The 12,602-nt window shown below is 67.8% G+C and carries 13 protein-coding genes and 4 tRNA genes; 7 read left to right on the top strand and 10 right to left on the bottom strand.

Features of this window, described 5'->3' with window-relative positions; translation table 11 throughout:
* Positions 1 to 8 precede the first annotated feature (8 nt).
* Positions 9 to 635 (top strand): C39 family peptidase, encoded by a 627-nt coding sequence (locus CLV68_RS12575; protein ID WP_121390512.1) that lies wholly within the window; start codon positions 9 to 11, stop codon positions 633 to 635.
* Here the strand turns inward: CLV68_RS12575 and CLV68_RS33835 are convergent.
* Positions 623 to 760: a hypothetical protein gene (locus CLV68_RS33835; protein WP_170224250.1), complete on the bottom strand. Its 138-nt coding sequence runs from the start codon at positions 758 to 760 to the stop codon at positions 623 to 625. The genes CLV68_RS12575 and CLV68_RS33835 overlap by 13 nt on opposite strands.
* Positions 761 to 992: 232 nt before the next feature.
* Between CLV68_RS33835 and CLV68_RS12570 the strand changes: the two genes are divergently transcribed.
* Entirely contained in the window at positions 993 to 2,447 is a 1,455-nt protein-coding gene (locus CLV68_RS12570) for an acyl-CoA dehydrogenase family protein (protein WP_170224249.1), read from the top strand.
* 79 nt (positions 2,448 to 2,526) lie between these two features.
* Here the strand turns inward: CLV68_RS12570 and CLV68_RS12565 are convergent, their stop codons facing one another.
* Both CLV68_RS12565 and CLV68_RS12560 read right to left on the bottom strand, forming a co-directional pair.
* Positions 2,527 to 4,416, bottom strand: a complete 1,890-nt coding sequence (locus CLV68_RS12565; RefSeq protein ID WP_147459964.1) for an AAA family ATPase — start codon at positions 4,414 to 4,416, stop codon at positions 2,527 to 2,529.
* A 232-nt stretch (positions 4,417 to 4,648) separates the two neighbouring features.
* Entirely contained in the window at positions 4,649 to 4,972 is a 324-nt protein-coding gene (locus CLV68_RS12560) for a hypothetical protein (protein ID WP_121390509.1), read from the bottom strand.
* Positions 4,973 to 5,087: 115 nt separating this feature from the next.
* On the opposite strand from CLV68_RS12560, the gene CLV68_RS12555 reads away from it, so the two are divergent.
* Positions 5,088 to 6,077 (top strand): NACHT N-terminal helical domain 7-containing protein, encoded by a 990-nt coding sequence (locus CLV68_RS12555; RefSeq protein ID WP_121390508.1) that lies wholly within the window; start codon positions 5,088 to 5,090, stop codon positions 6,075 to 6,077.
* Positions 6,078 to 6,153: 76 nt separating this feature from the next.
* Here the strand turns inward: CLV68_RS12555 and CLV68_RS12550 are convergent.
* A tRNA-Val gene (locus tag CLV68_RS12550) sits at positions 6,154 to 6,225 on the bottom strand.
* A gap of 49 nt (positions 6,226 to 6,274) precedes the next feature.
* On the bottom strand, positions 6,275 to 6,685 hold the full coding sequence (locus tag CLV68_RS12545) for a TIGR02611 family protein (protein WP_121390507.1): 411 nt from the start codon (positions 6,683 to 6,685) through the stop codon (positions 6,275 to 6,277).
* Between the two features lie 394 nt (positions 6,686 to 7,079).
* On the opposite strand from CLV68_RS12545, the gene CLV68_RS12540 reads away from it, so the two are divergent.
* The 4 genes from CLV68_RS12540 to CLV68_RS12525 all read left to right on the top strand — a co-directional run bounded on the left by CLV68_RS12540 (position 7,080) and on the right by CLV68_RS12525 (position 7,899).
* Positions 7,080 to 7,505 (top strand): SsgA family sporulation/cell division regulator, encoded by a 426-nt coding sequence (locus CLV68_RS12540; protein ID WP_018687187.1) that lies wholly within the window; start codon positions 7,080 to 7,082, stop codon positions 7,503 to 7,505.
* Between the two features lie 116 nt (positions 7,506 to 7,621).
* A tRNA-Gly gene (locus CLV68_RS12535) sits at positions 7,622 to 7,694 on the top strand.
* Between the two features lie 57 nt (positions 7,695 to 7,751).
* Positions 7,752 to 7,823, top strand: a tRNA-Cys gene (locus CLV68_RS12530).
* 1 nt (position 7,824) lies between these two features.
* Positions 7,825 to 7,899 (top strand) — tRNA-Val (locus CLV68_RS12525).
* 50 nt (positions 7,900 to 7,949) lie between these two features.
* Here CLV68_RS12525 and CLV68_RS12520 read toward each other — a convergent pair.
* The 5 genes from CLV68_RS12520 to CLV68_RS12500 all read right to left on the bottom strand — a co-directional run bounded on the left by CLV68_RS12520 (position 7,950) and on the right by CLV68_RS12500 (position 12,193).
* On the bottom strand, positions 7,950 to 9,140 hold the full coding sequence (locus CLV68_RS12520) for a tyrosine-type recombinase/integrase (protein ID WP_121391150.1): 1,191 nt from the start codon (positions 9,138 to 9,140) through the stop codon (positions 7,950 to 7,952).
* Positions 9,141 to 9,265: 125 nt separating this feature from the next.
* Positions 9,266 to 9,655, bottom strand: a complete 390-nt coding sequence (locus tag CLV68_RS35610; RefSeq protein WP_121391149.1) for a helix-turn-helix domain-containing protein — start codon at positions 9,653 to 9,655, stop codon at positions 9,266 to 9,268.
* Between the two features lie 140 nt (positions 9,656 to 9,795).
* Complete coding sequence (locus tag CLV68_RS12510; protein ID WP_121390506.1) at positions 9,796 to 10,284, bottom strand: XF1762 family protein; 489 nt, start codon at positions 10,282 to 10,284, stop codon at positions 9,796 to 9,798.
* Positions 10,281 to 11,189, bottom strand: coding sequence for a DNA methyltransferase (locus CLV68_RS12505; RefSeq protein WP_121390505.1), 909 nt, complete (start codon positions 11,187 to 11,189; stop codon positions 10,281 to 10,283). Before CLV68_RS12505 ends, CLV68_RS12510 begins: the two co-directional genes overlap by 4 nt.
* Positions 11,186 to 12,193: a hypothetical protein gene (locus CLV68_RS12500; RefSeq protein WP_121390504.1), complete on the bottom strand. Its 1,008-nt coding sequence runs from the start codon at positions 12,191 to 12,193 to the stop codon at positions 11,186 to 11,188. Before CLV68_RS12500 ends, CLV68_RS12505 begins: the two co-directional genes overlap by 4 nt.
* Positions 12,194 to 12,602: the final 409 nt, after the last annotated feature.

Raw genomic sequence — 12,602 nt, 5'->3', positions numbered from 1 at the left:
GGAACTCCATGAGATCGTTGTTCATGAAGGTGGCCCTGGTGGTGGCGATGGCCCTGGGCGTCTCGCTCAGCGCCCTGCCCACCGCCTCCGCCACGGCCGCCACGACCGCGGCGGGCTGCCCGGACGGTGTCTGCTCCAGCAAGTACCTCAACTACAGCGGCCAGCAGCAGATCAACGGCTACTACTGCGGCCCGGCGGCCACCCGCGTGGCCCTGTCGGTCCGGCTGATCAACGTCCCGACCCAGAGCTCGCTCGCCGCCAGCCTCGGCACGACGGTCAACGGCACCGACCACATCAGCCAGGTCACCACCGTCTTGCGCAACTACGTCGGCGGCTGGTACGAGACCAAGATCATCGACGGCGACTACGCCACCCAGGCGCAGATCAACCTCCTGGTGGCCGACGTCCGCCTCAACATCAACAACGCCTTCCCGATCGTCGCCAACGTCGTCGGCTACGCCTACGACACCAACGGCGGCTACCACTCCTACAGCGGCGGCCACTACCTGACCGTCGTGGGCTACGAGCAGGGCGCCAACATCTCGGTGATCTACGACCCCGCCCAGGGCGTCCAGTACAAGATGGAAACCTGGCGCCTCGCCAACTGGATCGCAGGCCGCGGCTACAGCGCCTGACCACGTGTGGCCGGTGGCGTCGAGATCGCGCCACCGGCCACCTTGTCGTCGAGCGCCGCGAAGTCGATCGGATCCATTTGGCGCGCCACCGGGAAATCATTCTTGATGCCCCGGGGAACCAACACCGTTCTCCCCTGTTTGGTCCGATCGGCCCTCGCGTCACCTTTCCGGGCGCTGCTACGTGCCGGACATCGGCGTTCGGTCACGGATTGGCCTGACTGGTGGTACGCATTCGGCGCAGCGTTGGTCCGTTAGTGCAAGAATGAACCGGCAAGTGGGCAGTTCTGTAGCGGTCGACCCTGTCGGCGCGGCGTGTTGACCTTGAATCGGGGACGTCACCCCGAGAGAGGATTCACCGTGCCGAGCACCGCTACCGTGACGAGTTCACCGGAGTCAAAAAACGCGGAGTTGCCCTCCGCCGAGTTCATCGAGGGAATCCGCGCCATCGCGCGGGAACACTTCGACAGCGCTTTCTTGCCGCAAGAGGAACTGCCCAGGCAGAAGTGGGAGTTACTCACCCGGGCGGGCGTGCTGCTGCCCGCCCTGCCCACCGAGTTCGGCGGCCGCGACAGCCACCTGGAGATGTGCCGGGTGATCGAGGCGATCGCCGAGTGGAACCTGCCGCTGGCCATGTACGCCAAGATCATCAGCGCGGTCGCGCTGCGGCCCATCGTCATGCGCGCCAGCGAGCCCACCCGCACCGAGGTGCTCTCCGAGTTCGGCACCGGCGCCCCGCTGATCTGCGGTTTCGCCTCCACCGAGCCCGGTTGCGGCAGCAACATGTCCGCGATGCGCACCACGTTCGAGCCCGGCCCGGCGGGCTACCGGCTGCGCGGGCACAAGCACTGGCAGGGTTTCAGCACCACCGCGGATTGGTGGTTGGTCAGCGCCAAGAACGACGACAACGGCCGCGAGTACGGCTATTTCGTACTGCGCCGGGAAGAAGGGTTCACCACCACCGAGCGCTACACGCCGATGGGGATGCGGTTGCTCGACTACGGCCTCAACGAGATCGACGCCACCGTGCCCGCGCACCGCAGGCTGGACGCGGCCAACCACGACCTGAGCGCGATGCCGGAACTGCTCACCCCGCCCAGATCGATGATGGCCTCGATCGCCGCCGGATTCCTGCGCCGCATCAGCCGGGAAACCCGCGCCTACGCGGAAAGGCGACCGCTGGGCCGGGGCACCCTCGCCGACATCGGTTTCGTCCGCTACCGGATCCGCGCGGTGGAATCCTCGGCGACCATCTGCCGGGCGCTGGCCCACCACGTGGAGACCAGGATGGACCTGAAATCCGATATGACCGAGTCGTTCCCGGTGTCGCTCGCGCTCAAGACCGTGGCCACCGAGCGCATGGTGAGCGCCGCCAACCACTACGTGCAGATCGCGGGCGGCGAGGGCTACCGCACGGAATCACCGACCAACATCGCCGCCCAGGCATTCCTCGACACCCGGGTGTTCACCATCTTCGACGGCACCAACGACCTGCTCAGCCAACAACTGACCCACCACTGCCAGAAACTGGCGGCAGGCGACCCCCTCAGTTCGTTCCTCGCCACCTGGGAACTCACCGCCCCCGCCGTCGGCGCGGGAATAGACCTGACCTTCCTCGACGGCCCCCTCGCCCAGGAACACCTGGTACTGGCAGGCCGCGCCATCGCCTACGCCATCGCCCACACCCTGGTCCGCCAGTGGTCCCAACGCACCACCGACGTCACCGACCAGGCCAGAATCGCGATGGCCTTCCTCACCGCCGACGTGAACGCCATAGCCGTGGAGTTCAACCTGCTGGCCCAACGGATCCTCTGACCCCAACCCCGCCGAGCCCGTCTGATACGTCCCGCGGGCCGCCCGGTCCTCGGTGAACCACCCACCGAGGACCGGGCGGTCACCACGGACGCGATGGCGAACCATCGGAGGCCAGACCCCACTTGCGCAGCCTTTCGGCTTCCTCGCGTTGTCCGGTGTTGACCAGGAATGCGATCAGCCGGTCGACGGCGTACTCGGTACCCGCGTGGACCTCGTCCCACAGCGCTTGCCACTCGCGGTTCGCGGCGAGGTGTTCGACCACTCGGCTCGCGGCGCCGGAGTTGCCCGCGTCGGCGAGTGCGCGCAGGGCCGACCAGTCGCCGACCTCGGTCAAGTGGTCCACTCGGTTCGCTGTGGCCATGGCGCCGGACACGAGCAGGTCGATCTGTTGCTGTTGTTGCTGTTGTAGCTGCTGTTGCAGCTGCTGCCGCGCCTGCTGTTGCAGCTGCTGCTGCGACTCCTGCTGCCGCCGGGCCTGGCGATAGGCCGCATAGGTGACGGCGTGTGCGGCCAGCAGCGGTGCGGCCTCATCTGCCCTGCCTTGCTCGACCAGCGTGTCGATCAACCGGTGAGCGGCGTCAGCGTCACCAGCCGCGGCCAGGTCCGCGAGCACCTTCTCGGCCTCGCCGGCTCTGCCCAACCGGACCAGGAGATCGACTCGTCGACTGGTCGCGTAGACGTCACCTGCCGCGGCGAGGGCAGTCAAGAACGTTTCAGCCTCCCTACCGTTGTCCTGCTCGACCAACCGGTTGACCACCTCGATCTGGGCGAGTCGGTCACCTGCCGTGGCGAGGTGGTGGTGGACGCTCTGGGCGTGGCGGTACTGCATCCGCCGTTCAGCCTGGCGGGCGAGACGGCGGCGGTCGTCGGGGTTGTGGGTGTGCCGGATCAGCGCGTTCCAGGCGGTGTCGGACAGCAGTTGGCTGCGGCGTTTGGGGAGCAGTTCCTGGAGCAGGTAGTCGGCCACGGTGTAGCCGAGGATGTCCCGGTGGTCGGCTGTGGGCACGACCAAGAGCGGTGCGGTGGCCGCGTCGTCACGGCGGTCGGTGCGGGCCAGTTCGGTGCGGGCCTGGTCGAGTCCGGTGTCGTCGGTGTGGACGCCGGTGAGATAGCCGCGAGCGGCGTCACGCAGCAACTCCGGGGTGAGCACGCCCTGGATACCCAGCCTGCGAGCGTCGATCGCCGCGTGGACAACGGCCTGTCGGGTGGCGGAGGCTTCCAGGTAGCGCTGCATGATCCGCGGGACACCGGCGAGGGTCTCGGTGACGTTGAACTCCGCCCCGGCCGCCGTTGCGCTTGCCAGCCGCGGGTCGTGCGCCGCGAGCACGGACGCACGGTGCTTCTCGGCGGCACTGAAGGTGTTCACCCGCAGCTGGGATGTGCGCAGCGCCAGCACACTGGCGGCCGCCGGGTGGCGGGGCTTGGTGACCCCGTCGACGGTGTCGGTGGCGTGGAGTTGGTCGAGGTGGTCCGGCCAGAGCGTGGCCAGCACGATCACCGGTGTGTCACCGTCGAGCAGCAGGCGCATGGACTCGGCGTTGACCGGGCGGTGCCCGGCGGTCTCGTCGGGCGCGAAGTAGGGGCCCGCTAGGAAGCGTTGCAACTCGTCCAACCACACCACCACCGGGGAGGACGGGGCCGCGGCCGCCAACTCGTTCACGGCTCGACCGTCGCCCAACTCCGGTGCCAGCAAACGGAAGTCGCCGAGTTCGGCGCGGGCGGACTCGAACAGCAGGCGAGTCTTGCCCACGCTGGACGTCCCGATCAGCAGCAGGAACCCGCCACCCGCTCGGGCCAGCCGCATCCACGCCGTGACCTCGTCCGACAAGTCGCGCGGCACGAACAACGGCGGATCCGACTCCCGGGCCACCTTGGCCGCCCGACTCCACTGTCGGTGCCGGGCGGCGTCTAGTACCGGTAACGGCGCGGACTCGTGCACCCGAGCACGTCGCGCCGTCAAGGTGGTCACCTTCGGCAACTTCCTGGGTTTCACCCGGGAAGACCCAGCTCTCGACGCCGTGGTATACGATCGATCGCGGAAACCGAGCCAGAGAGCGAACAGGGCGAGCGCCGTGCTCGTCACCAGGGCGAGCAAGCCCGTCACCGCACCGACCACGCTGGCCCGCTGGTCCAGGTCCTGCCACCCCAGCTCGAAGAAGTCGTCGAACTCGCTGACCAGCGGCGGCAGCCACGCGACCGAGCTACTTGCTGTCTTGGGATGACGAACTGGACGTGATGGGACCGAGTTCCTGGTCAAGCCGAGTTGGCCAGTCACCGTCGGCCAGTTCTGCGGTGACGAGCAGGTCCCGCCAGTCCTGGGTGCTCAAGGTGAGGGCGTGGTGGAGTCGCGTGAGGTCTCCTTGGGCGAGCAGGATGATGGCTGCGTGCACGCGCTCGGTGCCGAGGGTGTTGTCACCGGTCTGGTGTGGAAGATCTGCCAGGAGGCGCAGGATCTCTTGGGCAGAGCCGGGTTCGGGGAAGTCCAGGCGTATCCGCCGATGCAGTCGTGTTTCGGCTGTGGTCACCAGCTGATCCTGCCACGGAGGTGCTCTGCGTTCGACGTTGTCGGACCAGGCAGCCGGTCCCTGCTTCACCCGTACGGCCCTGAAGCGGATCCCGGCGCACCACGATCATGTGACTGTGCACCGACTGACCTACCGGGACGCGGTCAAGATCCTCGGCACCGGCAACTCCCCGGTCGTCGCGGCGCTCGACAAGGTCCTCGGTGGCCTCCTGCTGGGCACCACCCTTGTCTCCGCCGACGCGCCGTCGGTCTTCGACGCGAAGTTCGAACTGAGCCGTCTGGCCAACGAGCTGGTGGCCGGGTGGCTCGACAGGTGCCGCAAGCTCTCACAGTTCGACCGCGTCCAACGCCGACGCGCCGCCCGTGTGTCCTGCTGGTCACCGCCTACTCCGAGGCGGTCAGCCGCCAGGCGCCAAGCCAGGATCGACCTCCCCAGCTCTCCCGCCACGAGGCGACCGGCCTCGCGGTCGGGTCCTTCAGCGCGGGCTCGATCGCCCAGCTGTCGGTCTATCCACGCGCATCCGGTCCGCGACGGTCACCCGGCTCGTCACCACCACGGCGACGTGCTGCCCCTGGGTCTCCTCGACCTCCTGCGGGCCGGTCAGGCGAAGCTGACCAAGACCGAACTGCACGAGCGCCTCCTCGTCCGCTTCGCCCAGCGCGAGGTGGCCAAGCGCGAGGGTGCCGACGTCGAACACGAACTCCTGGTCCTGTCCATCGTCGCCCTGGGCATGTTCAACCGCCCCGCGACCACCACCTCAACCGAGCGCTTGGCGACCTGCACCGCGAACGTCGTGCTGATCCTGATGGCCCTAGTCTCGGAACTCCCCCTGGTCGACCTGTTCCCCGACGACCCCATTGACAAGTGGTCGCGCCAAGCCAAGCTCGGGAAATCCCAACTGACCGCTGACGAATTGCACGGCATGTCCAGGCTCTATTCTGTCGACGCAGCCAGGATGCTGTCCGCGGCAACCGCACTCGTTGATCACCGATTGCTTGTCGCCGTCGGTGCGCTACAGCACCCCGATAGCGCCCACAGCCTCAGGCAGTCATGGGACACGCGGTGCGCGAAGACGCGGGTTCGCAAGCTGAGCCACTTCGAGTGACCTGCTGCTGCATCTCGCGGCTGTACTCAACGGCAGAGGCCCTATCCAGTGAACCGGATAGGGCCTCTGACCTGCGTGGGCGATACTGGGATCGAACCAGTGACCCCTTCGGTGTGAACGAAGTGCTCTCCCGCTGAGCTAATCGCCCGGTGCGGCTGGGCCGCATCGACTGGGGAAAGAGTACAGGATGGTCTTGGTCAGGCGAAAAGGGGGGACCCCAGCCAGGGCCAGTGGATGCCGAACCAGCCGCCGACCAGGGCGAATCCGTTGAGGAGCCAGATGGTGGTGACCACGATGAGGCCGGTGAGGGCCAGGGTGAGCAGGCGGACGGCCAGGTGTTGGCGCTTGAGCCAGTCGGTCCAGGCGTCGTACTTGCCCCTGGCGTAGGTGAGGGCTCGGTGGGCCCAGGTGAACTCGACGGCCAGGATGGCCAGGCCCGCGAAGACGACGAGCCAGCCGGGGCCGGGGTAGGGGATCATCACGATCCCGGCGACCAGGACCAGTCCACCGACCAGTCCAACTCCCACCCGCCACACCGTCCTGGTCGTGGCGTTGCGGTCTGCCCAATCGGGGCGGAACCGACCCTGCTCGCGCGCCTCGTCCGTCACGTCCGCACCATCCCCCTCGCCGTTGCCCCCATTGTGCCGTTGGGCCGTTCGAGCGGCACGATCAAGCGTCTTGACCCACCTGTGACCTGCGCGAAGGGGTGGCTCACACCACAGCGGCGGGGAGTGTCGCAGGTCAGCGCGGCATTGCCGCGGGTGAGGAAAACAGGGAAGGAACATTCGTGCTCAGGGCGCTACCGGCGCGGCCGAAAACCAGCCAGTATGGAGAAGCCACTGGCAGATTCGTCACGCTGAGCAGTGGTACGACGGCCCTACGCACAGGTTAGTGGACCGGACGGGTGATGCTCAGGCGATCCACGTCCCGGCTCCGGCGTGGTGCCGTCACATGGAAGGGACTCAGTCGTTTGGCTGGGAGGGGAGCAGAAGGGTAGCGACGATGCGAAACGATCACGTCACGCTGCGGTCAACCGCGGTGTTCGACCTCCTCGCGCCGAGGACCCCCGCGGTCCCGGTGAAGGTCGAACTGCGCTACGACACGCGTGATCCGTACGCCGTGGTCGCGGCCTTCCGCACCGGCCGCGCCGGTTGGGTCGAGTGGGTCTTCGCCCGCGACCTGCTCGCCGACGGCCTCATCGCCGAGGCGGGCGACGGTGACGTGCGCATCCGCCCCGCCGTCGACGACCCCGAGGTCGTGGTGATCGAGCTCAGCTCCCCGTCCGGCCACGCCGTGTTCGAGGCATCGGCCCAGGAGCTCGCCGACTTCCTCGACCGCACCTACGACGTCGTCGTCCCCGGCAACGAGCACCTCTGGGTCGACGTCGACGAGGCCCTCACGCACTTGATCTCCACCGACCTGACCTGAGCGAACGTCGGGAACAGACCCCCGATTTGGAGCCGGGATCGGCCGTCCTATAGAGTTCTTCTCGCACCACCGAGAACCGGCCGGGGCGAGAAGCCCAGCTGGAAAACCGGTGGCGCGCGGACGTAGCGCAGCTGGTAGCGCATCACCTTGCCAAGGTGAGGGTCGCGGGTTCGAATCCCGTCGTCCGCTCGGAAAGCGGTTCGGCCTCTGCGCCGGCCCCCCGGGGGCCAACACCCTTCGGGATCCGGCGGAGTGGCCGAGTGGCTTAGGCAAGGGCCTGCAAAGCCCTGTACGCGGGTTCGATTCCCGCCTCCGCCTCGGGCGATTAGCTCAGTGGGAGAGCACTACCTTGACACGGTAGGGGTCACTGGTTCAATCCCAGTATCGCCCACCAGTTATCTACACTGGTGACAAGCCCCGTCCTCCACCTCGGAGGGCGGGGCTTCAGTGGTCAAATGGAGACGATTGGGAGACGGCGGAATTCTTACCGTCGCGGTATTCGATCTCCAGCCTTGCGAACACCGGCTTCAGGTGTGGGAACCACGTCACCAACTGTGACCGTTCGGCGGTCGTCAGGGCAATCAGGCTCGAGTCCCATCGCGCCTCTAGCGCGTCGAGGATTTGCTTGCGCATGACCTCGGTCACATGGTCGTAGGTGCGGCCGATGCCCTTCATCTTCTGCCCCAACCTGGCTCGGCGGGCGACCTCGGGAACGCCGTCCTCGGTCAGCCAGGTGGCGTGGGTGTGGCGGCCTTCGTGGAAGGTGAACCACGGCAGGATGGCCGGGACGTGGTTCTCCGCGGCCGGGGCGTCGGGGTTCACGCCGTCCCAGGCCCTGCGCCAGAATCGCTGGCGGAAGTTGGACCGCCGCCACGGGTGCCCTTCGGGAGTGGTGAAGGCGAACGCGCGACGGTTGCTGTCGAGCAGCAGTTCGTAGAACACCGCGATACTCGGCGGTAACTGCACCGATCGCATTCCGGCCGGTGTCTTCGTCCTGCCCTTGCGGGCGGAGAGCCCGCGGCGACGCCTGGCCGGTTGCGGCGGCGGGACGTCGACCAACGCCGTGCCGTGCTTCTTCAGCGTTCCGCCGACCTCCTTCAGCGGGGCTTGAACGCTGATCTCCTTGCTCTGGTCGTCGTACTCGTGCCGCTGCTGCCCGGCCAACTCGCCCCACCGGGCACCGGTGTAGACGTCGAGCAGGCAGAGGGTGAACCCGCCGACGCCGAGCCCGGCCTCGTACAGCCGCATCGCCGCCCGCAGCGCCTGCACCGGCGAGGCGACGAACCGCTCCAGCTCGTAGTCACCCGAGGACACCCGCACCCCGCTGCACGGACTGGCCGGGATGATCCGCTCCTTGACCGCTGCCTTCATGAAGGTCGAGAAGGTGGCGAAGATCGATGACACCGTGGTCTGGGCGTACTCCTCGTGCAGCTCCGAGACCCACTTCTCGATCTCGACGTAGCTGTTGAAGATGCCGATCAAGGGCCAGTCGCCCCACTGCGGGATCAGATGGGAGTCCAGGTGAGACCGGTACTTCGCCGCCGTGCCCTCGGCGAGCCGAGGCTTGATCGCGGCCAGGTAGCCCTCCGCGAACACCCCGAACGGCGTCTCGGCCTCACGCGGGTCGATCCACATGTTCCGCCGGATCAACGCCTCTTGCTCGTCGCCGTAGTCCAGCGCCGCCTTCTCGGAGGAGAAGCCGGACTGGCTGCCCCAGGTTCCGTCCGGGCGCTTGTATCGCGATCTCCATGTCTTGCCGATTAACTCGCTGTACGCCATGAGAGACCTCCCTTCCTTGTCATTCCCGCTCTAGGTGATGCGGACCTTTGCGCTTGCTCCGCGAACTGGATGATCGCCGCGATATCGTCGCGACTGAATCTGTAGTGCTTGCCGATCCGGCGGTGAGGGATCTGCCCGCACGCGGCGAGATCACGCAACGTCCGCGGTGACATGTGGAACAGGTCCCCAACCTGATCGGCCGTGAGAAGTTCCTCCGCCAACACCGGCGATCTCGCCACGAGCGCGCGAACCGCCTTGGCCAACTCATCGACACTGTTCACGAGTTCGTAGCTCGTGGACTCATCTCCCTTCCCTGTGGACGGACACGTACAGGTGTCGCTATCGGCACTGCCTTCCTTCGGTGTAGACATGACTGACTCGCCCTCGTCGGTGAAGCATCTGAGAAGGGCTACGCCTGTACGGGAATCCGTCATCGTGGTGGCCGGATTGCCAGCTGTACCAGCTGTTTACCGTGCAGCGCAAACCCCAGAACCTTGCCGCCGGTCTCCCGTCAGACGGCTGCGGCGGCATCCCCCGCGCGGATCTCCCAGCGCACCCTGGCGATCCTGTCGACACCTCGGTCTTGTCGCGGTCTGCCCGGTGTGGACCAGCCTGATCGGGGACGCAGGTCGGTGACGGCGACCAGCCCAGCGGCACGGAGACTCGCTCCGGTCTCGCCGTGCTGGGTGTAGGTGACCATGCGGTCGTAGCCCATGGCGCGGGCCGCACGCCAGCAGGCGCCGTACAGCTTGGAGTTGGCACCGTGGTGGCCGAGAGTGCAGGTCCTGGTGACCTCGACTGTGCTGTCGTCGTCGAGCAACCGGGCAACGGGCCTTCCCGCGGTGGCCACTCCGACAAGATGGCCCGCGTGCTCAATGCCGATCGCGAACTTCATGCCCCGTGGCGGCCTGTAGTGACGGTGATGCGCCGCGATGAAGGCAGTCGCCTCCCGAAAGCTGACCGGGACGATCCGTAGCCGCACCGGCGCCAGGGTGCTCATGCGGCGACACCTTCCATGACCGGTTCCGTGAGTCGCCTGCTTTGCAGCTCATTTCGGCGGTAACGCGCAACACCGACCGATGATCCGTCAACGTCGCGGACACCGCGAGCGGCGGAGGCAAGTACGGCCACATGAGCGGGGCGGAAGACCAGAACGTGGCGGTGAGCGACCAACGCGATCGGTCGACCGCTGGGGTGCCTGCGGACTCGGCGTCGTTCGGTGAGGCTGGCGCGGGTGTGGACGCGTTCGTGATGGAGGGCGGCGGTGACGGCGATGGCGTGGTGAACGGGGACCAGTCCTGCTGCGCGTGCGGCGGTGTGGATGGTGGTGGGGAGGTCGAGGAGTTCACCGCGGGCGTCCCGGGTGGGTGCCGCGACAACGGCGATGTGGCCGTCGGGGTGCAGAACCGCGCGGGTGTGGTTGAGCGTGGTGGTGAGGTCGGTGACCGCGTCCGGTCGTGTGGGGTTGCGGAGGGCGGTGATGGCGAGTGTGGCGGTTCCTCGGGTGCCCGCGGCGCGGATGTGGGTGAGGGCGGTGGCGGGGTGGTCGAGGACGCTGCCGTCGGACCAGGCACCCGCGTGCTTGGCGGCGGTGATGTTGGTACGGGCGAGTCGCCACCAGCGGGGGTTGGTGGTGAGGCCGAGGGCGGGGCGTCCATGGCGGAGGGCTTCGACGAGGGTGGTGCCGGGTCCGCAGTCGGGGTCGAGGACGAGTTCGCCGGGCCAGGTGTAACGGGAGATGATCTCCGCGGCGATGGCGGGCGGGATGAGGTCGGGGTCGGTGGCGGTGCGGGGGTGGTAGCCGCCGTCGGCGAGTTGGGTGGCCAGGTCGGTCTGTCCGGTGAGCCAGACCGAGCCCCCGCCAGGGGCCTGGTGGTCGGACGGGTCGGGGGTGTTCGTGTTCATCGGGCCTCACCGCTGTCGGTCGTGGCGAACAGGAGGAGATCGACGTATTCGGTGGTGTCGGCGGGGCCCGCGGGGTCGAGGGTTCCGGGGCGGTGGCCGCGGCGTGCGGGTGCGCGTCGCGGGGTGGTGGTGAGGAGCACGATCCGGTCCAATAGGAGCAGCCCGGCCTCGGTTGTCTGAGGGATGACAGTGGCGGCGGGGCCGACGAGTCGACCGCCTTGTCTGTGACTGTGGGTGACGACGGCGAGGGTGCCGGTCGGGGTCAGCACGGGCGCCCAGTCGGCGGGTCGCAGCCAGTCGGTGGCGCCGGGTGGGACCGTGATGATGATCAGGTCGTAGCGGTCGACGGACCCACCAGTCGGACCTCCGGCGGGTTCGGTCCGGGACTCGTCGGCGGTCCAGGCTGGACTACGCCCGCTGGTGCGGAGGAGATCCGTGACGCGCAGTCCGGGTCCGGACTCGGACTCGCTCGGGCCGTCCCCGGCGGGGGCTCGATGGGAGTTGGTGGTGCTGTGGCGGGTCGATGTCTCCGGCCGGGTGGCGGGGTCGATAGCGCCCGGTCCGGTGAGGTGGGTTCGGGTGCCGCGGCCGAGTCGGAGGACGGTCCAGGCGGCTTCGGTCAGGCCCGACAATGGGCTCGTGCGGGCCGGGCGTGGGATGCCGAGGTGGGCCGGGCCGGTCGGGTCTAACGGGTCGACGGCGCCGACGAGCAGGACTCTCTGGCCGGGGGTGGTGTAGGTGGTGACGATCTTGGCGGTGGCGGTCAGCAGCCACGGCGCCAGCCGCCCGAGATCACCCGCGGCGGCGGGGTGGGTCGGGCTGGAGGCGCAGGGCCAGACGGTCGCCGGGCGGGGCGCACGGCCGCGGACGCGGCGTCGGTGTTCCGGTCGCCGTGCGCCGGGAAGGTCGGGAACGGCGCGGTTCCGACCGTCGGCTCGGTGTCGGCCTTCGGTCGGTGTGCGGCGGCGACGCCGGGGGTGTTCGTTGTCGGACAAGGCGGTCATGAGGAGTCCTCTGCGGTGGGGTGTGTGAACGCCCCTGAACTCCGGAATGACCGCCGGTTTTGGACACGGCAACGACGAAAATCTTGAACTATTTCAACCACTGGGCACTTGGACCGCCCAAGCAGTGCTTAGTGCGCTCCCAGGCCGGCCGATCACGCCCGTGAAGATCTCAAGATTCTTTACGACACCGACGAACGATCTTGTCCGGCTTGGTCGACTGGTGTGCTGGTGGGCACGTCGATGATGTATAGAGCGACTAGCGAGCTACTAGCGCCGCTGGTCAGCCGTGCTAGTCGGCGCGGCCGGGAGGTCCTGCCCTCGTCGGCGAGGTGATCTTTCCCGGCCGTCCGCCGTGGCGGGACTAGTCGTTTGCTAGTCGGGCGCTAAGCGTCTGCTAAGCGGTCGGTGG

This window comes from Actinokineospora cianjurensis (assembly GCF_003663795.1).
Taxonomy (GTDB): domain Bacteria; phylum Actinomycetota; class Actinomycetes; order Mycobacteriales; family Pseudonocardiaceae; genus Actinokineospora; species Actinokineospora terrae.
Note: the sequence above shows the minus strand (reverse complement) of the source record. Positions and strands in the feature narration are given on the sequence as shown.

Coding starts and splice junctions, on each gene's coding strand:
- CLV68_RS12575 (WP_121390512.1), top strand. CDS start 9: ATGAGATCGTTGTTCATGAAGGTGGCCCTGGTGGTGGCGATGGCCCTG.
- CLV68_RS12505 (WP_121390505.1), bottom strand. CDS start 11,189: ATGAACACGAACACCCCCGACCCGTCCGACCACCAGGCCCCTGGCGGG.
- CLV68_RS12540 (WP_018687187.1), top strand. CDS start 7,080: ATGCGAAACGATCACGTCACGCTGCGGTCAACCGCGGTGTTCGACCTC.
- CLV68_RS12520 (WP_121391150.1), bottom strand. CDS start 9,140: ATGTGGATCGACCCGCGTGAGGCCGAGACGCCGTTCGGGGTGTTCGCG.
- CLV68_RS12510 (WP_121390506.1), bottom strand. CDS start 10,284: ATGAGCACCCTGGCGCCGGTGCGGCTACGGATCGTCCCGGTCAGCTTT.
- CLV68_RS12500 (WP_121390504.1), bottom strand. CDS start 12,193: ATGACCGCCTTGTCCGACAACGAACACCCCCGGCGTCGCCGCCGCACA.
- CLV68_RS35610 (WP_121391149.1), bottom strand. CDS start 9,655: ATGTCTACACCGAAGGAAGGCAGTGCCGATAGCGACACCTGTACGTGT.